A 26,981-nucleotide genomic window follows, 5' to 3' on the forward strand; every position below is an offset into this window, starting at 1 on the left:
GGTGAATCGAGTGTAGAAGTGCGCCGGGCCATGGCGCAAGATAGCCCGACGGAATGTGTTCGATTGCCGAACGGTTTATCACATCATTGCTAAGGAGCACCATGAGCACGCCACACGAGCCGGCTGAGCCAGCCACGGAAGACGTCGCGGCCAGCGACCCGAATTTCATGCTGTCGCTGGCACGTGGGCTGGCAGTGCTGCAGGCGTTCAGCGACCAGCGCCGCAGCCTGACGATTGCCCAGATCAGCCACCGCACGGCCATCCCGCGCGCCTCGGTGCGGCGCTGCCTGCACACGCTGATCGCGCTGGGCTATGCGGTTGCCGACGGCAACCAGTTCTCGCTCAAGCCAAAGGTGCTGTCGCTCGGTTACTCGTACCTGTCGTCGACGCCGCTCACGGTCTCGGCCCATCCCTACCTGAACCAGGTCAGCCGCAGCCTGAACGAATCCTGCTCGCTCGCCGTGCTGCAGGACGATGAAGTGCTGTATGTGGGCCGCTCGGCCGCCTCGCGCATCATGTCGGTGTCGCTCACGACCGGCAGCCGCCTGCCGGCGTATTGCACGGCGCTGGGCCGCGTACTGCTTGCGCACCTGCCGGGGCCCGAGCTGGACGACTATCTGGCGCACGTGCCGCTCAAGGCCATGACCGGGCTTACGGTGGTCAACCCGGAGCGGCTCAGGGCCATTCTGGCAGAGGTGCGCGATGCCGGCTACGCGCTGGTAGAAGAAGAGCTGGAGGTCGGCCTGCGTTCGATAGCCGTGCCGGTGCGCGGCGCGTCAGGCAATGTGCTGGCGGCGCTGAATATCGGCGCGCACGCGGCGCGGGTGTCGCGCCGCAAGATGGAAGACGACTTCCTGCCGGTCCTGCGCGCCGGCGCGCAGGAGTTGTCGATCCTGCTGCCCTGACCCGGCACGCGTGTCCATCCCGGCGCCCGCGCTACACTAGCGTCATGCCATCCGCACCGATTCTTCTTCCCCGTCGTCGCCGGCTGCTGCCAGTGGCGGTGGTCGTGCTGCTGCATTGGATCGTCCTGAGCGCGCTGCAGGGTGTCAGCCCGGGCCTGTCGCTTCCGGCCGTATCCGGTGGTGCGCCACTGACGCTGGTGACCCAGCTGCTGCCGGTGGACGCAGCACCGGTGCCTGCGCCCGAACCGGTGCCGCTGCCCGAGGTGAGTCCACCGCCATTGCCCCGCGTGCCGCCGGTGCCGGTGGAGATTGCCGTGCCCGACCGGCCAGGGGACATCACACCGGTCAGCGCCGCAGTGCCCGCCGCGGACGGCCCTGGCACCGGGCCCGCTGCGCCGGTGGCCGAACCCACGCCCGTGGCGCCGGCCCCGCAGGCGCCGCCAACACCCGCGCCGGCAGCGGCTGTACCACCGCCGCCACCGGCAACACCGGCAACACCGGAAGCACGCCGCTACGTCGTCGACATGCCGCCGCCCGCAAAGATCACGCTCGACGTCGCGCGCACCGACGCCGACGGCACCGCGTGGTCGGGCGAGGCACTGCTGGCCTGGCAACTGAACGCGGACAGCTACCGCATCCAGATCGAAGCCGGCATCCGCGTCGTGTTCGCGCGGGTCAATCTGGTGGTATTAAAGAGCGAGGGGGCAGTGGCCGCAACGGGTTTTGCGCCAATCACGATGACCGAGAAGCGGCGCGGCCGCGCCATGACGGCCACCCATTTCAACTGGGGCAAGGGCGTGATCACGTTTTCGGCATCGGAAGCCATGCACCAATTGCCCGCTGGCGCCCAGGACAAGGCCAGCATCCCGCTGCAACTGGCGGCGATCGCGCGCGGCGACCCGAAGCAGCTCACCGGCGCCATCGATATTTTTGTCGGAGAAGACCGCGACGCGGTCATCTACCGCTTCACGGTGGTGGGGCAGGAAGCGATCGACACCAAACTCGGCACACTGCAAACCTGGCACCTGACGCGCCCGCCGCAGCCGGGCTCGTACAAGTCGCGCCTGGACATCTGGCTGGCCCCCGCGCACGGCTGGTATCCGGTGCGGATTCGCAATACCGAGCCCAACGGAGCAGTAACCACGCAAACAGTGAATAATATCGTCTTGGACCATTCAGGATCTTGATATGCCTATGAACAACATTCGACACATCGGTGCAGCCCTGGCGCTGACCTTCGCACTGGGTGGCGCGTCCGCCCAGCCCGCTCATCAGGCCGTCAAGCGCGCGTTCGAATTGCCGCCATCGGCCGACCTGGCCTACGACCTGGCCGCGCGCCAGAAGGGCCTGGCCCTGAAAGGCGACGCTACCGTCAGCTGGCGCGCCGGCGACGGCAAATACGACGTGCGCTTCGAATCGCGCGTGGCGATCCTGGGCACGCTGCTCGACAACCGGAGCCAGGGCGTCATCGACGCTTACGGCCTGGCGCCGACCGAGTTTTCCGAAAAGCGCATGCGCAAGGACCCGACCTCGATCACGTTCGACCGTGGCGACAAGACGATGCGCTTCTCGGAAGGCGAGAAGACCTATCCGCTCAAGGGCGGGGAGCAGGACCGCGTGTCGGTCACCTGGCAACTGGCCGCCGTGGCGCGCGCCGCCGGCGACAAGTTCAAGCCCGGCTCGGAGTGGCCGTTCTTCGTGGCAGGGCGCAGCAGCGCCGAGACCTGGACTTTCAAGGTCGTGCGGAACGAAAAAGTCAAAACGGGCCTGGGCGAGGTAGATGCGATCCTCGTCACCCGCGCGGCGCTGAAAGGCAGCCGCGACCAGAGCGTGGACGTCTGGCTGGCGCCGGCGCACGAGTACTATCCGGTCAAGATCCGCTTCACCGAAGGCGACAAGGAAACCATCGAGCAGACGCTCAAGAGCGTGACCAAGTCGTAAGCCGCGACGCGAGCCTGCTCGGTGTTGCAGAGGCTGCCCCAGCGGGCAGCCATTCCGGAATTGCCCAGTCTTAACTGTTATACTGACGCCCCCGCGAAGCTGGCCGGGTCTGTTGTAACAAATGCACTGCAGACCCGTCTCGGCCGCGCACGAGACTGGTTATTAACAAAATGATCGACCCCCAAGCCGGCGCGGCGCACGCTGCCGACGCCTCGACGACAGCGCAAGAACTTGATCCGCTGCAGGTGCACTTCCAGGATGGCATTGCGCCCGACGAGATCGAGCAAGTCTTCCACCTCAAGCGTGCCCAGCCAATGCTGTCGGCCTTCACGGCCCTGTTCCACGGTTCGCAAGATGGCGTGCTGGTGCGTCTGCTCGTCCTGCGCGAACTGGCTGGCGATGCATCTACATCAGCTTTTTCGCGCGCCGACATCAACCAGAAGCTGGCCTATCTCGTTCCCGAAAGCCTGGAAACGGTGCTCAACCGCTTGCGCGGCCATGGCCTGCTGGCCTGGGATGCCCCGGCGGCCGTCTACCGCATCACGCCACTGGCGCGCAACGTGCTCTCTGCGCTGGAAACCCTGCTGGCGCTGGGCAAGCCCGAAGGCGATGAAGCCGAGATGGGCTTTTTGCTGTCGCAGGTGGCCGGCGCCCAGGCCGTGGGTGGCGTCACGGTCGACCAGCTGAAACACTTGCTGGGGCGTCTGGTCGAACTGACCGAAGAGTTCCGCGATGCGATCGCGTCCGGCTCCGAGTTTCGCCTGCGCACCTCGCAGGCCAAGTGGCACATGGCCTGCGACTGGGTCGAGAAGGGCTCGGTCATCCTGCGCGCCATCACGTCCGACGAGCGGGCTGATGCCGCCACGCACCGCGCGGCGCAGGCGATCGGCCGCGCGCAAAGTGCACTCCTGAACATGCAGGGCATGTTCTCGCGCGCGCTGAACCAGATCGAACGCCAGCGCGTGCACCTGGGCCAGTCGGGCCTGTCGACCACGGACGTCAAACGCTGGCTGCTGGCGCACGACGACCTGGCCAGCCTGGCCGCCGGCGCGATCGATCGGCCGGTCACGCCGCTGTTCGGCACCCCGGCCGAGATGATCGACGTGGCCGAAACCGAACTGCTGGCCGAGCGCATCATCTCGACCGGCCCGAAAGGCCTGCCGAGCGGCCAGGATGCGCCGCTGACGATCAACGACAATCCGGCCATGCAGCTCGAGCTGAACGACTGGATCAACAAGCTGGCCGACTTCGCCAACCTGGGCAACTTCCCCGAATTTTCGAGTGTCGGCCCGCGCCGGGTGCAGCTGCACGAATCGCTGCTGCCGGCCACGTTCGCGCTGGCCTCGTACCGCGCCTCGCTGCTGCCGCTCCTGGGCGATGCGTCCGAAGCGAGCCTGCAGGGCGCGACCGCCGAACTGGCGCGCCTGCCGCTCACGTTCGTCTCGCTCGACGAGATGGTCCAGCTGAACGACCCGGAAGTGGCGGCCATGTCGGTCGCGACCCTTTCATTGAATGCCGATCCCACTCCTGATGGACAGCCTGCCCCATGAATGACGATGCACAAATCCTGATCGCGCGCCTGCTGACGCACCAGACCCTGCGCCGCGACGACAAGATGGTCAAGCGCGCGCTGTCGGACGACCAGTTCCGCGCCGAAGTCGACAAGCGCCTGCTCGAATCGGGCCTGAAGCTGCTCGACAACGTGTACGCCGACCACGTTACCGTGGCCCTGCACCGCAACGTCGAGCCGAAGATCTTCGGCGCCAAGGACATCTGGCAGAACAATAACTTCGGCCTGACGCGCGATGGCGTGGCGTTACTGGTCGTGCTGTGGGCGCAGATCATCCTGCCCAAGCGCGAGCGCCAGGAAACCCATACGACCATCGACGACGACCAGAACGACATGTTCGAGAAGGAGCTGTCGATCCCGCGCGCCGAAGACACCTCGATCGGCATTTCGTACACGGCGCTGCTGTCGGACTTCGGCGACAAGCTGGGCAAGAAGACGCGCATGGACATGAACCTGGGCGTGCTGTCGAAACTGGGCTTCATCGAGCGCCGCGGCGACGTGATCCTGGAAGGCCCGTTGCTCGACCTGATGATGGACACCGACGTGCTCAAGGAGCGCATCATCAACGGCGCGCTGTCCGAAGTCTTCAAGCGCGCCCCGCTGGCGGTGGTTCCACGCCGCGCTGCGGCCAATGATGCGCCGGTCGACGCGTCCGATGCCGACGCCGACGCCGATGTCACCGACACCCCGAATTGAGATAGCCGATGTTCCACATTAAATCACTTGAACTGGTCCACTGGGATTACTGGCAGCGGATCAAGAACATCCCGCTCGACGCCAAGATCATCACGATCGCCGGCCAGAACGGCTCGGGCAAGACCACGCTGCTCGATGCAATGCGCACGCTGTTCGGGCTCGATTGCTCGATGGGCCGCACGTATAAACACTATGCGCGCCACTCGGGCCAGCAAAGCGCCTGGTTGCGCGCCGTCGTCGACAACAAGCCGGTGGGCCGCCAGTTGTCGAACCGGCCGTTTCGTCATTCGGGCTTTTTCGCCGACGATGAAGTCACGCTGTTTTGCCAGGTGCAAAAGAACGGTGGCGACTGGAAGCGCCAGTACCTGATGCGCCCGGGGAACGTCGAGATCGAGGAAGTGACCGAAGCGACCGACTGGCTGGGCGTGGAAAACTACCGCAAGCGCCTGGCGTCGGCCGGCCTGTCGCCGGCGATGTCGAAAGTGCTGGCGCTGGAGCAGGGCGAGACCGACAAGCTGTGCGAATACGCGCCGCGCCAGTTGCTCGACCTGGTGTTCCAGGTGTTTGGCGACAAGGAAGTGCTGGACGCCTACGACGAAGCCAAGCGCCACCAGCGCGACACCGAGACCGAACTGAAGCGCTTCGAGGCCGAGCTGGAAGCGTCGCGCACCAACCTCGAAGGCTTGCGCCTGCGCGTGGCCAACCACCATCAGTGGTCCGACCTGCACGCAGAAAAGCGCGAGCTGCACGAAGAAGTACTGCCGGCGCTGCAGTACCACGAAGCACGCGAAAAAGCGCTGCTGGTCTCGCGCACGCTGCGCGAAGCGAAGAAGCCCCTGGTGCAGGCCGACGGCCAGCTGGCCGAGAAGCGCAGCCAGCTGGCCAGCCAGCAGCGCGCGCTGACCGACGCGCAGAAGCAGGAAACGCAGCTCGAGCAGGAGGGCGGCGAACTCGCCCGCCGCCTGACCGAAGTGAACACGCGCCTGAAACCGCTGGAAAGCCTGCTGGAACAGCGCGACCGCCTGCAGAAGCTGTCGGCCGATGCGGGCGCCGACATTGCCGAAGTGGGCAAGCAGCTGGGTGAAAAAGAAGCCGAGCTGGCGCGTCAGAAGAGCGCGCGCGAAGCTGTGTCGACGAAGATCGCGGGCGAACTGGCGACGATCTCCCAGCTGCAGGGCAAGAGCGCGATGCCGGAACCCGAAGCGCAGCGCCTGATGCGCCGCGCACTGCGCGACGAAGGCATCGCGCACGCCATGCTGTCGGACATCGTCGAAGTGACCGATCCGAAATGGCAGGGCGCGGTCGAAGGTGTGCTCGGTGGTTACGCATCGGTCGTGCTGCTCGAAAAAGCGTCGGATGCCGCCAACGCCTACCGCCTGGCCGAGAAGGAGCGCTATCGCCACTTCATCGTGCCCGATTGCGTGACGGCGCCGGTCGTCAAGGACGACAGCCTGCTGTCGGTGGTGAGTTTCTCTGGCAAGGCCCCGGGCTGGCTGATCGACCAGCTCGAACGCATCGTGCGCGTCGATTCGGTCGACGACGGCTTCAAGAGCCGCTCGGACGAGTGGATCACGCCGGACGCCTACCACCGCGAACGCCGCGGTGGCCGCTCGCTGTTCGTCGAAGCATCGCGCTACCGCTTTGGCGCCGCTGGCAAGACGCAGCGCCTGGAAGCGATCCAGAAATCGCTGCCGGCGCTGGAACAGAAAGAAGACGCGCTGACGCTGGCGATCTCGAAGCTGGCCGCCGAAGTGGGCGGCCTGAAGGCGCGCATTGCCGGCGTCGACGCGGCCAAGGAACTGTCGGCCCGTCAGGAAGAATTCGAGGAAGCCGCGCGCGCACTGGCGCCGCTCAAAGCCGAGCGGATGGAAGTGGGCGCGCGCCTGGGCGAGCTGCAAACGCTGAGCAAGAACGCGACCGTCGCGCGCACCCGCGCCGACACCGTGTGGCAGAACGCGCGCATGGCGCTGTCGGAAGCCGAGGCAGGCATGCGCCTGAACCATCGCCGCCAGATCGACCAGCGCACCGAGCACGCCAAAGCACTGCTGGAATTGCGCCGCAGCTGGCGCGCAGTGCCGGGCGCCTGGAAGAATCCGGGCTGGCGGGGCGACCTGGTGGCCAAGCACCAGAATGCGCACCAGGTCAATCTGCGCCTGGGGTCTCTTGAAGGTTCGCTGGCGCGCGACGACTGGGAACTCGACCCGACGGTGGTCGATCAGTATGCGCGCCTGCATGACCAGCTCGAAAGCCGCCAGACGGAAACCGAAGAGCGCCGCTACCAGAACAACCGCGCGATCGAAGCGACCGGCAATGCACGCGGCGCCTACATCGAGCGCCTGCGCTACACGATCAAGACCTATACCAAGAATATCCGCGAACTGGGTGGCCTGGCCGGGATCGACGTGCAGGCCGACCCGGTGCGCCTCGAGAACGACGATGTGCAACTGTCGCAGGCCGGCCTGCACGTGCGCTTCAAGTTCGACGGCAAGGACCAGATCGGGATGAACGATGGTGAAGCGTCGGGCGGCCAGCAGGTCATGAAGTCGCTGGTGCTGCTGATTGGCCTGCTCAAGTCCGAGGAAGGCTCGGGCGGCTTCGTGTTCATCGACGAACCGTTTGCCCACCTGGATATCCGCAACATCCAGCTGGTCGGCGAGTTTTTGAAGAACACCGACGCCCAGTACCTGATGACGACCCCGCTGACGCACAACACGGACGTCTACGACCCGTCGGAACTGACGCTCATCACGAGCAAGAAGAAGAAGGACCAGCAGTGGGCGCAGCCGATTTTCGTGCTGCAGCGCCGGAAGGAAGACGCGAAGGCGGCTTGATGCAAAAAGGGATCCGGTACCGGCTCCCTTTTTTTATGCCTGTTTGCGCCACGAATTGGTACGGCCAAGGATAGGCTCACGTTACGATCGCGCCTCATGCACATCACCACATCCATCAAGCCGGCCTGGCACGCATTCTGGACCCTGCGCAAGCACCACCCGGGGCCGTGGTGGATGCGCCCGGCGATCGCCAGCGGTTTGGCCACGCTGGCCTGGGCGTCACTGGGTCTGCTCGGCCTGACCGACATGCTGACCATCGAGACGCGCGATCCCGATTTCATGCGGCGTCTGGTGATTGGCGTATTCCTGTTGTTCCAGTCGATCGCCTGGACGATGCTGGCGCTGGTGCGCGCCGTCGAGTGGCTGCTGTCCGCAGAACGCCTGGCCGCGCTTTCGCCGGTGCGCGACTGGCGCGCGGCCGTGGCAGTCGGCGCCATGCTGGTCGTCGGCATCATGGCCGGCAATCTGGTCGGCAGCGGCGTGCTGGCGATGGTGTACCCAGGCAGCGAATTGTCCGGTGCGTCGGTGCTGCGGCGCCAGATCCGCTTTCTGCAATTTTTGCCGTTCCTGGCTGTCGTGCATGGCATCTTCTGGCGTCTGCGCCTGCAGCGCCATGCCCTGCAGGCGCAGGCGGCCGAAGCGCAGCTGCGCCTGCTGCACGGGCAGATCGAGCCGCATTTCTTGTTCAACACCCTGGCCACGATCGAGTCGCTGCTGGCGTACGATCCGGCGCGCGGACGTGCGATGCTCGAAGCGTTTTCCGACCACCTGCGTTCGAGCCTGTCGCAGTTGCGCGGACCAGAAGCCACGTTGGATGCCGAACTGGCGATGGTGACGACGTACCTTCGCCTGTTGCACATCCGGATGGGGCAGCGGCTCGCGTTCGCGGTCGACGCCAGCAACGACGCACGCGCCGCGCGCATGCCGTCGTTGCTGCTGCAACCCCTGGTCGAGAACGCGGTCCGGCATGGCCTGGAACCGAAGGTTGGCGGCGGCAGCGTGTGCATCGGTGCGCGCATCGAGCAGGGCCGGCTCGTGATCAGCGTGGTGGACGATGGCCTGGGGCTGGCGGCGCCCTCACGTTGTGCGCGCACGGGCGCCGGTATGGCGTTGGAGAATATCCGCGCGCGCTTGCACCATCGCTATGGCGAGGGTGCCACGCTCACGCTCGAGGCCAGCGCCGACAGTGGTGGCACCAGGGCGACGCTCGACCTGCCGTATCATTCCACACCATGACCACCGCCCTGATCGCCGACGACGAACCACATCTGGCCCGCCACTTGGCCGCAAGCTTGCAACAGCTCTGGCCGGAACTCGAGATCGTCCACGTGGCAGAAGACGGTATCGACGCCGCTGCCGCCATCGCCAGATTCATGCCGGATCTGGCGTTCCTTGACATCCAGATGCCGGGCCTGTCCGGGCTTGAAGTCGCGCAGGGGATCGAGGGCGCCACACGCGTGATCTTCATTACCGCGCACGACGAGCACGCGCTCGAGGCCTTCGAGCACGCGGCGCTGGACTATCTGCTCAAGCCCCTGCGCCTCGAACGCCTGCAACGCACGCTCGCACGCGTTCGGACAATGTTGCAGGCACCGCCAGTGCCCGAGAACGCCGCGCTGGCAAGCGTGCTGGAGCAGTTGATGCGCACGAAAACGGGGGAGGGTGAGCGCCTGCACTATGTGCGCGCCGCCAAGGGCGGGTTGGTCCACAACGTGCCGGTGGGCGATGTGCTGTTCTTCCGAGCCGATGACAAATACACGGTCGTGCGCACGGCAGGCGATGAATACCTGATCCGGGCACCGATCGCCGAACTGGCTTCGCGCCTGGACCCGGCGCATTTCCGGCAAGTGCACCGCGCCACCATCGTCAACCTGGCCCATCTCGTTGGCACCCGGCGCGACGAGGCCAGCCGCCTGTACCTGCGCATGCGGGGCCATGCGGTCGAGCTGCCGGTGAGCCGCGCCTACGTGGCCCTGTTCCAGGCGATGTAGCGGCCTGCTTGCCACTCGTCGTTCCTATTGTCGATCCGTCGCGACGCAGCTGCTCAGGCATTCTCGAGCTGGCACTCTGGCGCCATTGACCACGAGGAGCCCCTGATGAAAACCCTGATCGTTTCCCTGTCCCTGCTGTGCGCGATCGCTGGCGCCGATCCCGCTGCAGCCGCCGCCAAGCCTGTTTCCGCGCCCCCGATGGTCACGGTCCCGACTGGCCAGTTCACGATGGGCAGCACCGAACCGCGCATCGGCGACGGCAGCCACAATCCGGCCGAACAGCCGCCGCACCTGGTGCGCATCCAGTCCTTTCGCCTGGCCCGTTACGAGACCACGGTTGGCCAGTTCCGTCAGTTTGTCGCGGCGACCGGTTACCGGACGCAGGACGCATGCTGGCAGTTCGACCGCGCCGACGGCATGGCCCGCAAGGACGTCAAGTGGGATACACCTGCCCATGCACCGGGCGAGTTCCATCCGGTGCTGTGCGTGACCTGGGACGATGCGAATGCGTATGCCGCTTGGCTCTCGGGTCAGACCGGGCGGCGCTTTCGCCTGCCGAGCGAAGCGGAATGGGAATACGCCGCGCGCGCCGGCACGACCACGCGTTACCCGTCCGGCGACGATGCCGACGGCCTGTGCGCGTATGCGAACATGAAAGACCGGCGTTTCAAGGCCGCGCTCAAGCAGGATTATGGCCTGGACATGCTGGCGACCGATTGCGACGACGGCGCTGCCTTTACAACGGTGGTCGGCATGTATCCGGCCAATGCCTTCGGCCTGTACGACATGATCGGTAATGTGGCGGAATGGGTGGCCGACTGCGAACACCCGGATTACCAGGGCGCGCCGGCGGACGGCACGGTCTGGCGTGGCGCTTGTGAGAAAGAGAATGGATATTTCATCACGCGCGGCGGCAGCTATGCGTCGGCGCGGGCGGTGTTGCGCAGCGCTGCGCGGGGCCATGGCGGCCGAACCAATGCGAGCAGCCTGGGCGAAGGGTTCCGTATTGCCGAGGATATTGGGGCGTGTGATGAAAAGTGCGCGGCGAACGACGCCGATTTCGACGCCGCACTGGCGCTGGCCCAGAAGACCGAGCGTGACAGGCGCCTGAACTAGTACGCGTCTACAGCTGCGTCTACAGCTGCATCTACAGCTGACTTTCGCGCTTGGCCCGCCGCCGCCAGCGCAGCAGCCCGACCGAATAGCAGGCGAAGTAGCCACTGGTGAGACCCACGCACAGCATGGTCAACGGGCTGTCGCTCAACTGGGGCGTGGGCAAGCCCTTGCCTTGGTTGGCGTAGATCTCGACGCCGATGTACAGGATGCGCGCCACCAGGATCATTGCCATCACCAGGCCCAGGCGGGCGTTCGGCGTGAAGAAGTAACCCTCGGGCGTGGCCTCGAAGCGCGACAGCTTCAGGCCCCATACGCCGTAGCCGATGCCGCCGGCGGCGCCCACCAGCAGCGCCGCCAGGTTGTAGGGACTGGCCAGCAGCTGCGCTGCGGGCACCAGGATCATCGCGCCAAACACCAGGATGCCCGTGTAATGGCGCTGGTAGATCGAGCGCTGGCGCAGCATCTGCTTCTTGATGCGCGCGTAGATGCGCCAGACCAGCAGCGGGGTCAGAACGAGCAGGGCCAGGGTGGTGATCGAAAGTTCCATGGGGACGGTCAGCAGGCGGTGTGCGGAAAGACCGCATTGTAGCCCACGCCCACGCGCGCCGCGCCGCAGGAGCGCATGCTAAGGTGGGCCAATCAGCCAACCCGGGAGGACCGCATCATGCAAGCAGGCCATACTGCGCAATCAGCGCCGCCGTTTTCCATCCACGCCCATCGCGCGCCCGATCCGGCGCCCGTCGACGATCCGATGCCCGATCCGTTCGAGGCGCCGCATCCGCATCCGCACCACCAGCCGGGCCATCTGCCGCACGATGACGAGCCGGTGCCCGATCCGAACCCCAGCTGACGCAGCTTGGCGGCCGGTGCTACCATGGAGCATTGCCGCTTTACTGTTGGACGCAATGAAACACCGACTTTTCCTGTTTGACCTCGACGACACCCTGCTCGATTTCCGGGCTTCCGAACAAGCTTCCTTCCAGCGCACGATGGCGCACTTCGATCTGCGTGACGGCCTTGACGTCCTGTTCGCGCAGTACCAGATGACCAACGTTGCGCTGTGGCGCCTCTTTGAACAGGGCGCCGTGTCGAAGGACTTCCTGCGCATCGAACGCTTTCGCAAGACCTTCGCCGACAACGGGATCGACCTCGATCCGCACGTTGCCAGCGATGTGTACAGCGAATCCCTCGCCGATACCGTCGTGCTGGTGGACGGCGCCGTAGAGCTGTGCGAAACGCTGGCCGCCATCGGCGAAGTGGGCATCATCACCAACGGTGCGCACGCGATCCAGCACCGGCGCATCGCCAGTTCGGGCCTGGCCCCGTCGCTGTCGTTCGTCGCCACGTCCGAAGCCTGCGGCTTTGCCAAGCCGGACACCCGCTTCTTCGAATACACCAGCAAGATGGCGCGCACCTTCACCAAGCCCGATACGGTGATCGTGGGCGACCGCCTGGACGCCGACATCCTCGGCGCGAACCGCTTCGGCATCGACAGCGTCTGGTTCAATCCGGGCCGCCTGGCCAACGAATCGCTCGCCATTCCCACCTGCGAAGTCGATAGCCTGCACGACATCGACGCCTCATTGCGCCGCCTGGCCCTCGCCTGAACCGGCGTCGGCGCCGGTGGCGCTGAAGGCCGCGCCGGACACCCGGTTGCGGCCCGCGGCCTTGGCCTGGTAGAGCTGCATGTCCGCGCGCACGACCAGGTCGGCGGTGCTCAATGACTCCTTGCCGCCAGGCTCGAAGCAGGCCACGCCCAGGCTGGCCGTGACGGTCTCGAAAGGCGATTCCACATGCGCGATGGAGAGGCCAAGAATGTCCTGGCGCATGCGTTCGGCAACGGCCAGTGCGCCATGCAGATCGGTCGCCGGCAGGATGATGGCGAATTCTTCGCCGCCGTAGCGGGCGGGCAGGTCGCCGGTGCGATTCAGGCTGGCGGCCAGCACGCCGCCCACGCCCTGCAGGCAGGCGTCACCGGCCGGATGGCCGTAATGGTCGTTGTACTTCTTGAAGTAGTCGATGTCGAGCAGGATCAGCGCCAGCGGCGCATTGCTGCGCTGCGCGCGGCGCCATTCGTGGTCCAGCATGTCATCGAAGCGGCGCCGGTTGGCCAGTTGCGTGAGCTTGTCGGTGTGCGCTAGTTCGTGCAGCCCCAGGTTATCGCGCTGCAGGTCTTCGGAATAGGCGCGCAAGGTCTGGTCGAGCCGGTCGCGGATCGCGATCTGCCGCACCAGCTTGCGCCCGAACAGCGTGAACAGGGCCGCGATCAGCAGCGTGACGGCGCCGATCAGAAGGCTCGAGCGCTTCCAGTCGCCCAGCAGCTCGTCCTTGGTCTGGCCGACGGCGATCACGAATGGAAAGCGGTCGACCCGGCGATAGCTGTACAGGCGCTCGATCTTGTCGATCGAGGCGGTCAGGAACTCGGCGCCGCCCGACTTGTTGCGGATCGCCTGGAATACCGCGCCATGCGACAGGTTGGTGCCGATGATCTTCTCGTCGAACGGGCGCCGGTAGACCACCGTGCCGTCGCCCAGCGCCAGCAGCACCGTGCCGGTGCGGCCGACATCGAGGTCATCGTAGATCTGTTCGAAGAAGTTGACCTTCAGCGTGACCAGCACGACGCCGGCAAAGCTGCCGTCGGCATGGTCGATGCGGCGCGACACCGGCAATACCCAGATGCCGCTCGAGCGGCTGCGCACCGGATGCGCTATGTGGATGTCCCGGCCCGGATGCTCGCGGTGGTATTGAAAATACGCGCGGTCGGCGTTGTTGGCCATGACCGGCTGGTCCAGCGACGTGGCCAGCCAGGCGCCATCTTCGCCATACACGAAGATGCCATGCAGCTCGGGTGTCGTGTGGGTCAGCTCGACCAGGTGCGCCTGCAGCCGCGCCAGCGCTGCGGGGCTTGTGCCATCGTGTTCGACGCGCTCGGCGACGTTGGCCAGCGCCATGCTCGTGGTCTTCATGGCCGATTCGACCTGGGCTCCGATCATGCGCGCGACATTGCTGGTGGCGACCGTGGTCTGCGCGATCTGCGCCTGGCGCGTCGTCTCGATGAACCACGCGGCAAAGGCCACCAGCAGGATGCAGGCCAATACCGTCGCGGCGACCACAAAGCGCACCACGGGCCTGCGTTTGCTGGACAAGCGCAGGAAATCGAGGGCCGGATTGTCGTTGGATGGTGTCAATGCGCCTGCGCTCCATGAAATGCAACCGGGGTTGCACGTCGCCCCTGCACGATGCATGCTCTCCCGAACGTATTGTGCCACCGGAGTCGATGCTATGGCGCAAGCCGCCGTAGCTGGCAGGCCGGTGTATTCATGAGGGAGCGTCATATGCCCCATGAGCGAATCGGCCTTACTCTCGCGCGCCAGCAGGGCTATAGTGGCTGCTGGTAGATTCACCCAGTGCCGCCGCGCCTTTGCGTGACCCTGCGACCCTGCGGCCATCCCGCTACATCAAGTAAACAAGCAAGCCCACCACAAGGATTCTCATGACTGTCAAAGCCTATGGCGCCTACGCGCCCGACCAAGCCCTCGAATCGATGGACATCACGCGCCGCGCACCTGGCGCGCACGACGTGCAGATCGCGATCGATTTCTGCGGCGTCTGCCACTCCGACCTGCACACCGTGCGCGGCGAATGGGCCGGCTCGCAATTTCCCTGCGTGCCAGGCCACGAGATCGTCGGCCGCGTGTCGGCCATCGGCGCCCACGTCACGAAGCACAAGGTCGGTGACCTGGTCGGCGTCGGCTGCATGGTCGACTCGTGCAAGGCGTGCGCCGATTGCGGCGAAGGCCTGGAAAACTATTGCGACAATATGGTCGGCACCTACAACGGCCCAACCCCGGATGCACCGGGCCACACGCTGGGCGGCTACTCCGAGCAGATCGTCGTGCACGAGCGCTTCGTGCTGCGCGTGACGCACCCGCAAGAACAGCTGGCCGCCGTGGCGCCGCTGCTGTGCGCCGGCATTACCGTCTGGTCGCCGCTGCGCCACTGGAACGCCGGTCCTGGCAAGAAGGTCGGCATCGTCGGCATCGGTGGCCTGGGCCACATGGGTATCAAGCTGGCCCACGCGATGGGCGCACACGTTGTGGCATTCACGACGTCGGCCTCCAAGCGCGACGACGCGCTGGCGCTGGGCGCCGATGAAGTGGTGATCTCGAAGGATGCCGATGCCATGGCGGCGCAGGCAAAGACGCTGGACCTGATCATCAACACGGTGGCTGCGCCGCACGACCTGGACGCATTCCTGCAGATCCTCAAGCGCGACGGCACCATGGTGCTGGTCGGTGCGCCGGATTCGCCGCACCCGTCGCCGCAGGTGTTCAACCTGATCATGAAGCGCCGCGCGATCGCCGGCTCGATGATCGGCGGGATCCCGGAAACCCAGGAAATGCTCGACTTCTGCGCCGAACACGGCATCGTGTCGGACATCGAGATGATCCGCGCCGATGAGATCAACGGCGCCTACGAGCGCATGCTCAAGGGTGACGTCAAGTACCGCTTCGTGATCGACAGCGCCACGCTGGCCGCGTAAGGTTCCTTCGGCCCCGTCGCGGGCCGTGTCTCTCCGCTCCTCCTGCACCCCCCGGTACAGGAGGAGCGTTTGTTTTCCACTCTTGCATAACCAATGAATCCAACCATTTCCGTCGCTTGCGACAGCAAGCCGGCCGCGCCCGCGGCATGGGGCGCCGTGCTGGCGATGTCGCTTGCCGCCTTTGCCCTCGTCGCATCCGAATTCATGCCGGTCAGCCTGCTCACGCCACTGGCGGCCGACCTGCGCATCACCGAAGGCCAGGCCGGGCAGTCGATCGCCATTTCCGGTGCCTTCGCGCTCCTGACCAGTCTGTGCCTGACATCGGTGGTGGGGCGGCTCGATCGCAAGACGCTGTTGCTGGCGCTGACCGGCCTGATGATCGCTTCCGGCACCGTGGCCGCGTTTGCGCCGAACTATCCGCTGTTTATGGTGGGCCGCGCGCTGATCGGCGTGGCCATCGGCGGCTTCTGGTCGATGTCGGCGGCCACCGCGATGCGCCTGGTGCCCACGGCCGACGTGTCGCGCGCGCTGGCCATCCTCAATGGCGGTAATGCGCTGGCCACGGTGATTGCCGCGCCAGCGGGCAGTTATCTGGGCGGTGTAATCGGCTGGCGCGGTGCCTTCTTTTGCCTGGTGCCGGTGGCGACGCTGGCCCTGGCCTGGCTCTGGTTCAGCCTTCCGGCGCTGCGTCCGGAACACCGGCAGGCGCCGGCCAGCATGGTCGCGTTGTTGAAGCGCCCTGCGGTCTGTCTGGGCATGGCGGCGGCGAGCCTGTTCTTCATGGGGCAGTTTGCGCTGTTCACCTATCTGCGGCCGTTCCTTGAAACCGTCACCCGCGTCGATGTGGCAACGCTGTCGCTGATGCTGCTGGCGCTGGGTGTGGCCGGGTTCATCGGTACGACGCTGATCGGGTCCGTGCTCAAGGCGCGCATGTACCCCGTCCTGATCGCGATTCCGCTCATCATGGCCGCCATCGCGGCGGCGCTGCTCGTCGTTGGCCAGTCAGTGGCAGCAACGACGGTGCTGCTGGCCATCTGGGGATTGGTGGCGACGGCGGCGCCGGTGGGCTGGTGGACCTGGCTGGCGCGCACGTTGCCGCGCGATGCCGAAGCCGGCGGCGGCCTGATGGTGGCGGTGGTGCAGCTGGCGATCATGCTGGGCGCCACCGGCGGTGGCCTGTTGTTCGACGCCAGCGGCCATGGCGCCACGTTCGGGTTCAGCGCCGCCGTGCTGGTCGCGGCCAGCTTGCTGGCGTTGCTGGCGGCGCGCGCCGGCCGCTTGGTTCAGCCAGCATAGCGCAGCGCGTCGATCACGAGGCCCAGTGCGCGCGAGGAATGGCGCCGGCTCGGGTAGTAGGCGTGCAGGCCGGGAAAGCTGGGACACCAGTCTTCCATCACGCTGACCAGGCGCCCGGCCTGCAGGTACGGCGCGACCAGGCTCTCGGGCAGGAAGGTCACGCCCACGCCATCGAGCGCCGCAGCGAGCATGTGATGGACGTTGGTAAACACCGCCTGGCCGCGCACGCGCGCTTCGATCGGCTGGCCGTCATGCAGCAATTCCCACGCATACAGCCCGCCGCTGCTGGCCAGCCGCAGATTGATGCAGTTGTGCGTCATGAGATCCTGCAGCGACGCCGGCGCCGGCTGGCGCGCGAAGTAGGCGGGCGCGCCGACGATCCGCATCGGCACGTCGGCCGTCAGGCGCACGGCGATCATGTCCTTCTCTACCTGGTCGCCATGGCGCACGCCGATGTCGAAGCGCTCGGCCGCGATGTCCACCAGGCGGTAGTCCGAGCTGATTTCGATGTGCAGCTCGGGATACTGCGGCAGCAGTGGGGCGATGCGCGGCCACAGCACCGTGTCGATCACATGGTCAATCGCGGTGATGCGCACGGTGCCGGCGGGCTTGTCGCCCAGGTCGCTGATGGCCGTGATCTCGGCATCGATTTCTTCCAGTCGTGGCCCCACGTTCTGCAGCAGGCGCTCGCCCGCTTCGGTGGGCGAGACGCTGCGCGTCGTGCGCGTGAGCAGGCGCACGCCCAGGCGCTCCTCCAGCCCGCGCACGATGTGGCTAAGGGCCGATTGACTCATGCCCAGCTTGGCGGCGGCGCGTGTGAAGCTGCGCTCGCGCGCAACGGCGATGAAGACGAGGATGTCGTTGATGTTGTCGCGGGCCATGCGGGCTCAAGCCTGATCGGCCTCGCCGCCGCTGCGGGTGCTGCGCAGCCAGTCGCTGCCCTTGCCAGCCAGCGCCGTATCGATGACGCCCTGCGGCAGGCTGTAGACGGTGGCCCAGGTGGCGCGCCCGTCGATATCGTTGGACGGAAAGCTGGTGGTCTCGATCGGCCAGTGGTATTTGCGTTTCAAGGCGCGCACGATCGCGGCCAGCGTCACGCGTCCGCGCAGCGGTTCGCTGCCGGCCTGGTCGGCGTTCGACAACAGCACGGCGAGTACCGCGCCGCGTGCGGTGCGTGGGCCGGGAAAGATGGGATGTTTGCTTGCCATGGCCAGATTCTACCCGGCCAGCGCAAAGTTCGCGCCGTGCGGCAGGCAGTTCGCGCCGGCCGGGCGCCCCTTCGTCGCATGGGATGCTGCGGCGCCCGGCGTGTCCGCACAATGCATGCACCTTCTACCTTTCACGGAGCCCGCCATGCTGATCCAGATCCTGACCCACACGCCCCTGTATGTCTGGGCCATCCTCGCGTTCCTGCTCTGGCGCGGCGTCGCCGAGATGCGCGATCGCGAACTGACGCTGCGCCGGATGCTGATCCTGCCGCTGGTGATGCTGGGATTGTCACTGAACGATATGGCGCTCAAGTTCGACATGGGAATGGTGCTGGTGGCCGCCTGGGTCACCGGCTGTGCGGCGGCGATGCCGCTGGCCTGGCGGTTCGGCCGCACGCGCATTGCAGCCGGTACGGCGCCGGACTGCGTGCTGGTGCGTGGCAGCGTGATGCCATTGATCCTGATGCTGGCGATCTTTCTGACCAAGTACATCACGTCGGTCGTGCTGGTGATCCAGCCGCACCTGGCGCACCAGCTGGCAGTGGCCGCGACGATCTGTCTGGTGTTCGGCGTGTTCAACGGGATGCTGCTGGGCCGCCTGGCGCGCATGGCCAGCGCACTGGGATGTAACCAGCTGACATCAATCCCGAGTCCACTTTGAGCAGTAACGGACGACCGGAGAATCCAGGTAACGCAAAAATATATATAAGCACTTATATGTAAATGTTAGTATTGGAGCATGAAACCAGGACTCGGCACACAGTTACGACATCTGATTGAGCTACTCGATGGTGCAGTTGCTCAAGCCTATGTCGAAGCGGGGTTGGATTACCGGCCACGTTACACGCCAGTGATGAGGGTGCTGGCCGAGCAGAAGAGCGCGACTATCGGCGAGCTGGCAGTTCTGGCCGGTATTACCCAGCCCGCCGCCACGCAGACAGTGGCATTGATGATCAGGAAGGGCCTGTTGACGGTGGCGGCTGGTGGCGCGGACGGCAGGCAGCGCGTGGTGCGCCTCAGCGCCGCCGGCGAAACATTGTTACCGCGACTGAGGGTGTGCTGGCAGGCGACCAAGTCAGCCGCCGACAGCCTCGATGCGGAGCTGGCGTTCCCTCTGTCCGCCTGCCTCGAACAAGCGATCGCGGTATTGGAGACGCGTTCCTTCGGCGCGCGCATCCGCGACGCAAGCTGACGGGAGGCGCAACCACACCTTGATGAGCACACTGAATGATGCGGCCATTCAACCCGAGCGCTGATGCAACGACGCCAACAGGAAACACGCCGCCCGCAGTTTTTCACCCACCTATCAAAAACGAGTAGTCCAACCTGGAAGCAGATATGTCAGCCAAAAAGAAGTTGGTAGCCGGCGTTGTATTGAGTGCTTTGTTGTCGTTTTCCGCTTTCGCGGAAGACAGCAAGTTGAACGTAGCGGATCGCGCCGAGATCTTGCAGGTTTTGGAAGCGAAATTGAACGCGAATTACATCGAGCCTGCTGTGGCCAAACGGGTTGGCAAGGCAATCGCCCGGAAACATGCCGAAGGAGGTTATGCGTCCATCACCAGCGTACAGAACTTCAGTGCGATGCTGGCGACGGACCTGCGTGAAATGAGCGGAGACAAACACTTTGGCGCTTCGGTCAATGAGCGCTTTCGTGAGTCCAGCGGCGCCGCCGATGTGCCCAGCAGCGCGGAGATGGATAAAGCGCGCGAATGGACTGCCAGACAGGGTTATGGCATCGAGAAGATAGAACGTCTTCCCGGCAACGTCGGCTACATCGACCTGCGTGCGTTCGGGGGAACCGAATTTGTCGGCCCGGCGTACACGGCCGCGATGTCGCTGTTGGCCGGGACGGATGCGCTGATCCTTGACCTGCGCCTGAATGGTGGCGGGAGTCCGGACAGCGTAGCCTACCTGATGAGCCATTTCTTCCCGCTTGGGGACAGGCGTCACCTGATCGACTTCTATCATCGCCCCAGCGATACCACGCGACAGGTTTGGCTCGTGTCGACGGTTACACAGCGTTATGACAAGCCCGTGTATGTGCTGACCTCGGCGCGCACGTTTTCTGGCGGCGAGGATTGCGCCTATGGCTTCCAGGCGCAGAAGCGCGGGACGCTCGTTGGCGAAACGACCGGGGGCGGCTCCAATCCCGTGAGCTGGTTCAGCGTGGGACACGGGATCGTGGTCTCGATCCCCACATCGCGCGCCACCAATTTCGTCACCAAAACCAACTGGGAGCACGTCGGCGTGAAACCTGACATCGCCGTGCCCGCAGCGCAGGCACTGCAAACAGCGCATGTCGACATCCTTCGCAAACTCGTATCATCCGCGAAGGACAGCGACCAGCGCGTCAAGCTGGAGGGCCTTCTTGCGATGGTGGAGCGCGGGGAAGTGGAGAAGCCGGTCTACACGCTCAGGAAGTAGCATTGATTCCCCAGGTGCTGAATGACTTGCTTCTGACGAATCAGAAAAAGAAAAGCCAGCTCGAAAGAGCTGGCTTTTTCACTTCTCGAGGCGGGTGACAGGCTGTTAGCCTTAATCAAACGCCCACGAATAGAGAATATCAAGCGCGCTGTTGGTCCCGGTCTGGAACTGCAGCGAGATACGCGGCGTGAGCTTGTAGCGCAGGCGCACCAGGCTCGATGCGGTGCTGGTGCCTTGTTCGAAGCTCAGGTAAGCACGCTGCGAGATGCGCTTGCCGACCGTGACCACAGTGCTTTCCAGTCCCGAACCGTCGCCGCCGCCGGTGCCCTGTTTCAGGCCCAGTTCATCCACGCCCAGCGAGTTGGCGATCTTCGACTGGATGCCGCCGGTGCCGCCGCTGCCGCCCAGCAGGGCGCCGGCAGCTGCCGCCAGCACGCCTTTCTGGTCGCCGCTGGCCGCTTCCATGCCCTGGCCGAGTACGAGCCACGACAGCTTGTCACTGTCAGACACGTTCGGCGTCGACACCAGCCGCGCCGTCGGCGATTGCGCGGTGCCGCGCACCTGCACGCCGGCTTCGACGTTGGTCTCGGACAGCTGCTCGCCCTCGGGGCGCTTGCGCACCGCGAGGATGTCGAGCGACGGGTTGTCGTACGGGCCGCTGAAGGTCATTACGGCGCGTTCGATCGACAGGTTCTGGCCATACGCGGCGTAAGTGCCGTTCAGCGCGCGGATGGTGCCGTTGATGCGTGGCTGGCCGCTGCCCGTCATGCGCACGCGGGCGGTGCCGGCCAGGTAGGCGTCGATGCCCATCGCACGGATGTGGAAGTCGTCGCCCAGGTCGGCCGCCAGGTCCACGGTGAGCGGTACTTCCTTCTCGTTGGTTTTTGGTGTTGGCTTGGTGGTGGCGCGGCCCAGCACGATGACGTCGTCCGAGATCGTCGGCGTGCCTTGTGGCGCGAATTCGATCAGGGCGCGGTCGGCGCGGAATTTACCTTCCAGTGCGAAGCGGCTGGCGTCACGCACGAGCGACGCCTGGCCGCTCAGGATCACGGTGCGATCCGGGCGCGACAGGGCTTCGAGCCTGTCCATGTTCAGGCGAATGTCCATGGTCGGCGCGCCGTCGGCAAAGCGCACGTAGCCACTGGCGGCAGCGCCACCCTGGCGGCCCTGGAACGACAGCTTTTCGATGCGCAGCTGGTCGCCGCCAAGCAGTGCGCGCAGTTCGCCGTTGCGCAGGTTCACGCCCTGTTCGGCCCAGCGCACGCCCAGCTTGTCGCCATCGAGATTGCCGTTCAGGCTCGGCTTGCCGATGGTGCCGCCACCCGTCATCGCCACGCGCAGCGCGCCGTCGAGTTCCAGGCCCGGCTGGCCGGCCAGCGCCGCCAGCCAGGCGATCGACGGGATGTTGGCATTGGCCGTCATGCGCAGCGGGCTGGCGCTCTCCAGGCGGCCGTTGATCATCTGCGCGTTGGCGTCGATCTTGGCCACGCCGGTGCGGGCGCCGTCCAGGTCCAGGTTCACGCGCAGGCTGCTGCCCACCACTTCGGCGCGCGCCTCCAGCTGGCGCAGGCCAAGCGGCACGGGCGTGTCGCCACCGACGATGGCGTCGCCCTTTTCGCGGAACACGCGCACATTGCCGGCCAGCGAAGGCGCGGCGCCTTGCGCCTGTGGTGCGCGCATGTCGACCGACCAGGCTGCGCCCAGCGTCAGGTCGCCGCGTGCATTGTCGGCCAGCGCTGGCGAGAACTGCGCCAGGTAGGTCAGCGGCACGTTGTCGGCATGGCCGCGGCTGGCCCAGCGCGGGCCGTCCTTGGTCAGCGCGTCGACCGTGATGCTGCCGTTCGGCAGGGCGATCACGGCGCCATTGAAGGCGATGCGCTCCGGGCTGGCCAGGCCGGCGAGACCGCCGCCGGGTGCAGCGCCGATCGTCAACGGCACCGGCTTTTGCAGGTTCATCGCATAGCGGCCACGGTTTTGCAGCGCGGCCAGCGTGCCGCTCCAGGTGTCCTTCGAGAAGGCGCCACGCAGTTCGGCATTGGCATCGAACGCATCGCCCAGCGCCGACAGGCGCAGCGTGTGCGCGCCGCGCGTGCCGTCGGTTTTCAGGCGTACGGACGCCACGCGCGTGTCGCCGTTGACGTAGTCGAGCACCTCGACATCGGTCACCAGTGGGTCGCTTGCGCCCCGGCCGGAACCGAGGTTGGCGCTGGCTTTCAGCGAGCGCACCGTGTGCGTGCCCATGGCGCGCAGGTTCTGGCCGGCGATGGTCGCCGTGAGCGATGGTGTGTCGGCGGTGCCGGACAGGACACCCGAACCGCGCAGCACGCCGCCGTATTCGGGACCGAACGCGGCCAGTTGCGGCGCATCGATGCGCCAGTTGAGCGCATCGCGCGCGGCCCCAAAACTGCCGGTGGCGGCGATGACGTTCGGACCGACGTGCAGGTCGACGTTGGCGTCGGACACGTGGCGGCGGTCGGCCGCCAGGCGCGCATGGCCCCAGAACGGCGAATTGGCGAGCGTCGAATCGACCACCTTGAGGTCGAGCGCGCCGCGCCAGTCGGCGCCCGCGCGGCCGCTGCCACTGAAGGTCGAGTTGATGTTGCCGGCCAATGGCGAACCGAAGGCGGCCGGGTTGAAGCGTTCGGTCGCGCCGGTGGCCTTGACTTCGACCACACGTGCATCCTCGGGGCCGCCCAGCCAGGCTTCGCCCTGGGCACGCACGACGCCGCTGTTGTTCTTGCGCTGGGCGTCGACCCAGCCCAGGTTGCGCGCGTTGACGTCGAACGTCGTGCGCGGCGCCGTCATGGTGCCGGTGACGACACCGTTGGCCACCACCGCGCCATACAGGTCGGCGCGCACGGCAGCGAGCTGGCGACCGTCCAGGCGCCATTGCAGGCGGTCGCTCGCGCCGCCGAACGCGCCTTTCAGGTCGACCGTGTTCTGGCCCAGCGCCAGGTTGGCGTCGATGCCGGCGATGCGCTTGGCGTCGGCCGTGAGTTTGCCTTTGCCGCTGAGCGGCTGGTTCATCAGGCGGCTCTGGCGCACGGCGAAGTCGGCGTCGACCTTCCACGCGGGCGTGAGAACGCCGGCAGCATTGACCGTGGCGTTGATGTCGGCCGCGGGCAGGTCGCCGAATTCGGATGGGTCGAAGCGGCTGGCATTGGCCGTGGCCTTGAATGCCTGATCGCCTTCGAGATTCATGGTGCCGCTGGCGGTGACGCTGCCGCGCCCCGCGCGCAGCGTCGCTTCACGCAGCGTGGCCACATTGTTTTCCAGCGTGGCCAAGGCCGTCAGGCGCAGGCCGGCGTCGATCAGGTTCGCCTCTAACGTCTGGCGCGTCGCTTCATTGGTAACCGCGATATCGCCCTTGATCGCCGTCGGCTTCATGGCCGAATGCACTTCGCGCAGGTTGAAGCGGTCTGTGTGCAGCGCAAAGCGCGCGGTGCCGATGCCTTCTTCGTCCTTCGTGCGCTGCACGCCGCCGGTGCCGGTGAATGTGCCGGCCGCGCCGAAGTCGAGCAGGACGTTCGACACGTTCAGCGCCGACAGGTTGCCGCCCAGTTGGCCGCGCGCTGCGCGCAGCGGCAGGCGTTGCTGGTCGATCGTGCCTTCCGGCCCCGTGTTGGTGATGTCGACGCTGCCGCTGATATTGCGTTGTTCGTCCAGCTTGCCGACTACTGCAAAGGTCAGGTCGGCGGTTGGCAGGGCAGGGTTGAAGAAGCCCGGATCGACGTTGCGGCCATTGATGCGCAGCGCGCGCAGCGGGATCTCGGCGTACGGCGCAAGCGTGAAGTGGGCGTCGCCGATGGCGCGTCCGGCGGTGCCGGTGGCGTCGATCTGCGTGGCGTTCTGGATGTCGCCGCCAACCTTGATCTGCAACTGCGCAGCGCGGGCGCCGGCGCTGGCCTGCGATTGCGTCAGGCTGCCGGTGGCGTCGATCTTGAAGGGACGGGCCGCGCCGACGGTGGCATTGGCGGCGACCTGGCCCCATGGCGTGGCCGCTGTGGCGTTCTGCACGACCCAGCTGCGCTTGTCGCCCTTGGCGCGCGCGCGGATATTGTCGATGCGTGTTTCGGCGCCGCCGATATTCACCATCGTCATATTCGCCAGGCGAGCATCGTCGACTTCGATGCGGAACGGCGGGGCCAGGCTGGTTGGGAGCACGGACGGCTCGTCGGTTTCCTTCAGCGTCTGCATGCGCACGCTGGCGGCCCACAGCTGGTCGATCAGGATGCCGCCTGACAGTACCTGGCCCGGTGACCAGTCGATGTCGATCTTGTTGGCGGTGATGACCTGTTCGTCGGTGCGCCAGATCAGGCGTTCGATGTGCATCTTGCCGTACAAGGTGCCGCTCACGCCCGTCAGCGTGAGTTTGCCGCCGGTGGCGCTGGCAACGCGCTGGGCGATCATCTGCAGGGTGGTTTCGCGGCCCAGGTACCAGAGCGTGCCGCCGACGATGACGCCAGTGGCGACAAGGCCGATTGCGACGCGGCGCGGCCAGCGGCGTTGGTTGGTCTGGGGTTGATCAGGCGTCGGCGCCGGGGTGTTTTCAGGTGTATCCATCAGAACGTGAATCCGAGTGAGAAGTGCAGGCGCGCCTTGCGCACCGCGTGGCCGTAGGCCAGGTCGACATTGATCGGACCGACCGGGCTGCGCCAGCGCGCGCCCACGCCGTAGCCCGACTTGGGATTGAGGTCGCCGAACTTGTCGGCGGCATTGCCGACGTCATAGAAGACGGCCACGCCCCAGGGCGGCTTGAACCAGTACTGGTATTCGGCGCTGGCGGTGGCCAGGTAGCGCCCACCCACGGTCGCGCCGTTTTCCTGCACGCCCAGTTCCTGATAGCCGTAGCCGCGCACCGACTGGTCGCCGCCGGCGCGGAACAGGAAGGTGCTCGGCACGCCGAGCTTTTCCTTCGAGGCCACGGCGCCGGTTTCACCGCGCAGGATCAGCGTGCCGGCCGGGCCCAGCGGCTTGTAGTAGATGCCGCGCAGGTACATGCGCAGGAATTTTTCGTCCGTCAGGATCGGCAGCACGGCGCCGCCGAACTGCGCGTTGACCACATAGCCGTTGGTCGGCAGGATCAGGCTGTCGAGCTTGCGGCGCGTGACGCTGTAGGTCAGCGGCAGGCTCTTGGTGCGGGTCGACTCCAGGCCTTGCACTTCGCGTTCCTCGGTCAGCGCTTCGAGCGTGACGCTTTGTTCCAGCAGCGGCGAACCCCAGGCGCGGCGCGCGGCGACGCTGGCCAGCGTGGTCAGTTCGCCGCGCAGGTCTTCGCGTGCGACGCCGGCGCTGATGCTGTCGTTGTAGCCCTTGGCCGTGGTTGGCCAGAACAGTTCGCCCTTGGCGGTCTGGCGTTTCTGTTCGTAGATCAGGTCGCTCTTGAAGCGCTTGCCGAATACGTTCAGGTCGTCGTAGCTCAGCTGCGCGCGGCCGCCCGTGTCGGTCGAAAAGCCCACACCGGCCTCGACATTCTTCTGTTTGTTTTCGGTCACGCGCACGATCACTGGCAGCGTGGTCGGGCCGGTCGCCGGTTCCGGCGTGGCCGGATTGGCGTCGCTGTCGGCGTCTTCCTTGATGTCGGCGATTTCGGCATTGAGCACGGCGCGCATGTCGGCGCTCACTTCGACACTGGCGAAGTAGCCGGTGTCCTGCACGCGCGATTGCAGCGCCTGCAGCGCGGCCTCGCTGTACTGGTCGCCCGGATTGATCTTGTTGAGGTTGGTGATGACTTCGGCCGGGTAGCGCTTCAGGCCACGGATGCGCAGATTCCCGAAGCGCATCTCGGGGCCCGAATCGATCACAACGCGCAGCAGCGCGCGGCGCGAATCCGGATCGACGGTCGCACTGGTTTCGACCAGGCGCGCGCGCGGGAAGCGGCTTTGTGCAATGTCGCGCACGAGGCCTTTCTTGGCGCCTTCCCAGTCGGACTGGCGGAACTGGCTGCCCACCGGCAGCGTCCAGCGGTTGCGCAGGGCGCCGGCGTCGAACGGGGCGCCGCCTTCTTCAAAAGCAGCAAAGCCCTGCAACACCAGGTCGACGTCGCCGACCAGCACCGGCTGACCCGGATCGACGATCACGCGCGCGACCGGACGTGCACCGCTGGTATCCAGGCCAACCGAGACTTTCGGTGAGTAGTAGCCCTCGGTGGCGATCAGGCTGGTGGCTTGCGCCGGCGCTTCTTTGACCAGGCGCTGTAGCTGGTCGATGTCGACGCGCGAATTGCCGCGCCAGCGCATCAGGTCAAGGTTCTCTTCAAGCAGCGTCTCGAGCGCGCGCGGTGCGTCGATGCGCACCGTGTAATCGACGCCGGTCGTACTTTGCGCATAGACAGTGGTGGCAAACACGAATGCGCCGACACCCAGCAGGGAGCGTTGCAACAGCGGAGGAAGTGTGCGCTGGCGGGGACCCTTGCGCGGGTGGGGATTCGATCGTGACAACGTGACGCTCCATTGGGTGA

Annotated in this window: 22 protein-coding genes; 16 read left to right on the forward strand and 6 right to left on the reverse strand. The window is 66.0% G+C overall.

Features of this window, described 5'->3' with window-relative positions; genetic code table 11:
• Positions 1–101 precede the first annotated feature (101 nt).
• The 9 genes from AC56LY_RS22595 (at position 102) to AC56LY_RS22635 (ending at position 11,050) form a co-directional block, all read left to right on the forward strand.
• Entirely contained in the window at positions 102–905 is an 804-nt protein-coding gene (locus AC56LY_RS22595) for an IclR family transcriptional regulator domain-containing protein (RefSeq protein ID WP_499583336.1), read from the forward strand.
• Between the two features lie 44 nt (positions 906–949).
• Positions 950–2,092, forward strand: a complete 1,143-nt coding sequence (locus AC56LY_RS22600; RefSeq protein ID WP_499583337.1) for a DUF3108 domain-containing protein — start codon at positions 950–952, stop codon at positions 2,090–2,092.
• A gap of 7 nt (positions 2,093–2,099) precedes the next feature.
• Entirely contained in the window at positions 2,100–2,846 is a 747-nt protein-coding gene (locus AC56LY_RS22605; RefSeq protein WP_499583338.1) for a DUF3108 domain-containing protein, read from the forward strand.
• 170 nt (positions 2,847–3,016) lie between these two features.
• On the forward strand, positions 3,017–4,396 hold the full coding sequence (locus AC56LY_RS22610) for a hypothetical protein (protein ID WP_499583339.1): 1,380 nt from the start codon (positions 3,017–3,019) through the stop codon (positions 4,394–4,396).
• On the forward strand, positions 4,393–5,112 hold the full coding sequence (locus tag AC56LY_RS22615) for a hypothetical protein (protein WP_499583340.1): 720 nt from the start codon (positions 4,393–4,395) through the stop codon (positions 5,110–5,112). Before AC56LY_RS22610 ends, AC56LY_RS22615 begins: the two co-directional genes overlap by 4 nt.
• Positions 5,113–5,120: 8 nt before the next feature.
• Positions 5,121–7,943: an ATP-binding protein gene (locus tag AC56LY_RS22620; RefSeq protein ID WP_499583341.1), complete on the forward strand. Its 2,823-nt coding sequence runs from the start codon at positions 5,121–5,123 to the stop codon at positions 7,941–7,943.
• A 96-nt stretch (positions 7,944–8,039) separates the two neighbouring features.
• Positions 8,040–9,179 carry a sensor histidine kinase gene (locus AC56LY_RS22625; RefSeq protein ID WP_499583342.1) on the forward strand — a complete coding sequence of 380 codons (1,140 nt, stop codon included), beginning with the start codon at positions 8,040–8,042 and terminating at the stop codon, positions 9,177–9,179.
• A complete protein-coding gene (locus tag AC56LY_RS22630; RefSeq protein WP_499583343.1) occupies positions 9,176–9,934 on the forward strand; it encodes a LytR/AlgR family response regulator transcription factor in 759 nt (252 codons plus the stop codon). Before AC56LY_RS22625 ends, AC56LY_RS22630 begins: the two co-directional genes overlap by 4 nt.
• 105 nt (positions 9,935–10,039) lie before the next feature.
• Positions 10,040–11,050, forward strand: a complete 1,011-nt coding sequence (locus AC56LY_RS22635; RefSeq protein WP_499583344.1) for a formylglycine-generating enzyme family protein — start codon at positions 10,040–10,042, stop codon at positions 11,048–11,050.
• Between the two features lie 31 nt (positions 11,051–11,081).
• Here AC56LY_RS22635 and AC56LY_RS22640 read toward each other — a convergent pair whose 3' ends face one another.
• Positions 11,082–11,597 (reverse strand): CcdC protein domain-containing protein, encoded by a 516-nt coding sequence (locus AC56LY_RS22640; protein WP_499583345.1) that lies wholly within the window; start codon positions 11,595–11,597, stop codon positions 11,082–11,084.
• Between the two features lie 117 nt (positions 11,598–11,714).
• On the opposite strand from AC56LY_RS22640, the gene AC56LY_RS22645 reads away from it, so the two are divergent.
• A complete protein-coding gene (locus AC56LY_RS22645; RefSeq protein ID WP_183553968.1) occupies positions 11,715–11,900 on the forward strand; it encodes a hypothetical protein in 186 nt (61 codons plus the stop codon).
• A gap of 55 nt (positions 11,901–11,955) precedes the next feature.
• Complete coding sequence (locus AC56LY_RS22650; protein ID WP_499583346.1) at positions 11,956–12,657, forward strand: YjjG family noncanonical pyrimidine nucleotidase; 702 nt, start codon at positions 11,956–11,958, stop codon at positions 12,655–12,657.
• On the opposite strand, the gene AC56LY_RS22655 is transcribed toward AC56LY_RS22650, so the two are convergent.
• Positions 12,631–14,238, reverse strand: a complete 1,608-nt coding sequence (locus AC56LY_RS22655) for a GGDEF domain-containing protein (protein WP_499583347.1) — start codon at positions 14,236–14,238, stop codon at positions 12,631–12,633. The two genes, AC56LY_RS22650 and AC56LY_RS22655, sit on opposite strands and share 27 nt — an antisense overlap.
• Positions 14,239–14,543: 305 nt before the next feature.
• Here AC56LY_RS22655 and AC56LY_RS22660 point away from each other — a divergent pair, with 305 nt between their 5' ends.
• Both AC56LY_RS22660 and AC56LY_RS22665 read left to right on the forward strand, forming a co-directional pair.
• On the forward strand, positions 14,544–15,593 hold the full coding sequence (locus tag AC56LY_RS22660; RefSeq protein WP_499583348.1) for an NAD(P)-dependent alcohol dehydrogenase: 1,050 nt from the start codon (positions 14,544–14,546) through the stop codon (positions 15,591–15,593).
• 93 nt (positions 15,594–15,686) lie between these two features.
• The gene (locus AC56LY_RS22665; protein ID WP_499583349.1) at positions 15,687–16,889 is read left to right on the forward strand and encodes an MFS transporter; all 1,203 of its coding nucleotides are present in this window, start codon (positions 15,687–15,689) and stop codon (positions 16,887–16,889) included.
• Here AC56LY_RS22665 and AC56LY_RS22670 read toward each other — a convergent pair.
• Together AC56LY_RS22670 and AC56LY_RS22675 are read right to left on the reverse strand one after the other, a co-directional pair.
• Positions 16,877–17,770, reverse strand: coding sequence for a LysR family transcriptional regulator (locus AC56LY_RS22670; protein WP_499583350.1), 894 nt, complete (start codon positions 17,768–17,770; stop codon positions 16,877–16,879). The two genes, AC56LY_RS22665 and AC56LY_RS22670, sit on opposite strands and share 13 nt — an antisense overlap.
• A 6-nt stretch (positions 17,771–17,776) precedes the next feature.
• On the reverse strand, positions 17,777–18,097 hold the full coding sequence (locus AC56LY_RS22675) for a hypothetical protein (protein WP_183553958.1): 321 nt from the start codon (positions 18,095–18,097) through the stop codon (positions 17,777–17,779).
• Positions 18,098–18,242: 145 nt separating this feature from the next.
• On the opposite strand from AC56LY_RS22675, the gene AC56LY_RS22680 reads away from it, so the two are divergent.
• From AC56LY_RS22680 to AC56LY_RS22690, 3 genes are all read left to right on the forward strand, one after another.
• On the forward strand, positions 18,243–18,758 hold the full coding sequence (locus AC56LY_RS22680) for a DUF6622 family protein (protein WP_499583351.1): 516 nt from the start codon (positions 18,243–18,245) through the stop codon (positions 18,756–18,758).
• A gap of 78 nt (positions 18,759–18,836) precedes the next feature.
• Positions 18,837–19,289: a MarR family winged helix-turn-helix transcriptional regulator gene (locus AC56LY_RS22685; RefSeq protein WP_499583352.1), complete on the forward strand. Its 453-nt coding sequence runs from the start codon at positions 18,837–18,839 to the stop codon at positions 19,287–19,289.
• A gap of 146 nt (positions 19,290–19,435) precedes the next feature.
• On the forward strand, positions 19,436–20,521 hold the full coding sequence (locus tag AC56LY_RS22690; protein ID WP_499583353.1) for a S41 family peptidase: 1,086 nt from the start codon (positions 19,436–19,438) through the stop codon (positions 20,519–20,521).
• Positions 20,522–20,632: 111 nt separating this feature from the next.
• Here the strand turns inward: AC56LY_RS22690 and AC56LY_RS22695 are convergent, their stop codons facing one another.
• Both AC56LY_RS22695 and AC56LY_RS22700 read right to left on the reverse strand, forming a co-directional pair.
• Positions 20,633–25,084: a translocation/assembly module TamB domain-containing protein gene (locus AC56LY_RS22695; RefSeq protein ID WP_499583354.1), complete on the reverse strand. Its 4,452-nt coding sequence runs from the start codon at positions 25,082–25,084 to the stop codon at positions 20,633–20,635.
• Entirely contained in the window at positions 25,084–26,961 is a 1,878-nt protein-coding gene (locus AC56LY_RS22700; protein WP_499583355.1) for an autotransporter assembly complex protein TamA, read from the reverse strand. The genes AC56LY_RS22695 and AC56LY_RS22700 overlap by 1 nt, the downstream gene beginning before the upstream one ends.
• Positions 26,962–26,981: the final 20 nt, after the last annotated feature.

Source organism: Telluria sp. ZT3P25 (genome assembly GCF_059685895.1).

Excerpts from the sequence above, each read along its gene's own strand:
- AC56LY_RS22650 (WP_499583346.1), top strand. The coding sequence starts at position 11,956 with ATGAAACACCGACTTTTCCTGTTTGACCTCGACGACACCCTGCTCGAT.
- AC56LY_RS22630 (WP_499583343.1), top strand. The coding sequence starts at position 9,176 with ATGACCACCGCCCTGATCGCCGACGACGAACCACATCTGGCCCGCCAC.
- AC56LY_RS22600 (WP_499583337.1), top strand. The coding sequence starts at position 950 with ATGCCATCCGCACCGATTCTTCTTCCCCGTCGTCGCCGGCTGCTGCCA.
- AC56LY_RS22670 (WP_499583350.1), bottom strand. The coding sequence starts at position 17,770 with ATGGCCCGCGACAACATCAACGACATCCTCGTCTTCATCGCCGTTGCG.
- AC56LY_RS22605 (WP_499583338.1), top strand. The coding sequence starts at position 2,100 with ATGAACAACATTCGACACATCGGTGCAGCCCTGGCGCTGACCTTCGCA.
- AC56LY_RS22690 (WP_499583353.1), top strand. The coding sequence starts at position 19,436 with ATGTCAGCCAAAAAGAAGTTGGTAGCCGGCGTTGTATTGAGTGCTTTG.
- AC56LY_RS22645 (WP_183553968.1), top strand. The coding sequence starts at position 11,715 with ATGCAAGCAGGCCATACTGCGCAATCAGCGCCGCCGTTTTCCATCCAC.
- AC56LY_RS22695 (WP_499583354.1), bottom strand. The coding sequence starts at position 25,084 with ATGGATACACCTGAAAACACCCCGGCGCCGACGCCTGATCAACCCCAG.
- AC56LY_RS22665 (WP_499583349.1), top strand. The coding sequence starts at position 15,687 with ATGAATCCAACCATTTCCGTCGCTTGCGACAGCAAGCCGGCCGCGCCC.
- AC56LY_RS22610 (WP_499583339.1), top strand. The coding sequence starts at position 3,017 with ATGATCGACCCCCAAGCCGGCGCGGCGCACGCTGCCGACGCCTCGACG.
- AC56LY_RS22635 (WP_499583344.1), top strand. The coding sequence starts at position 10,040 with ATGAAAACCCTGATCGTTTCCCTGTCCCTGCTGTGCGCGATCGCTGGC.
- AC56LY_RS22660 (WP_499583348.1), top strand. The coding sequence starts at position 14,544 with ATGACTGTCAAAGCCTATGGCGCCTACGCGCCCGACCAAGCCCTCGAA.
- AC56LY_RS22680 (WP_499583351.1), top strand. The coding sequence starts at position 18,243 with ATGCTGATCCAGATCCTGACCCACACGCCCCTGTATGTCTGGGCCATC.
- AC56LY_RS22640 (WP_499583345.1), bottom strand. The coding sequence starts at position 11,597 with ATGGAACTTTCGATCACCACCCTGGCCCTGCTCGTTCTGACCCCGCTG.
- AC56LY_RS22675 (WP_183553958.1), bottom strand. The coding sequence starts at position 18,097 with ATGGCAAGCAAACATCCCATCTTTCCCGGCCCACGCACCGCACGCGGC.
- AC56LY_RS22625 (WP_499583342.1), top strand. The coding sequence starts at position 8,040 with ATGCACATCACCACATCCATCAAGCCGGCCTGGCACGCATTCTGGACC.
- AC56LY_RS22620 (WP_499583341.1), top strand. The coding sequence starts at position 5,121 with ATGTTCCACATTAAATCACTTGAACTGGTCCACTGGGATTACTGGCAG.
- AC56LY_RS22685 (WP_499583352.1), top strand. The coding sequence starts at position 18,837 with ATGAAACCAGGACTCGGCACACAGTTACGACATCTGATTGAGCTACTC.
- AC56LY_RS22615 (WP_499583340.1), top strand. The coding sequence starts at position 4,393 with ATGAATGACGATGCACAAATCCTGATCGCGCGCCTGCTGACGCACCAG.
- AC56LY_RS22595 (WP_499583336.1), top strand. The coding sequence starts at position 102 with ATGAGCACGCCACACGAGCCGGCTGAGCCAGCCACGGAAGACGTCGCG.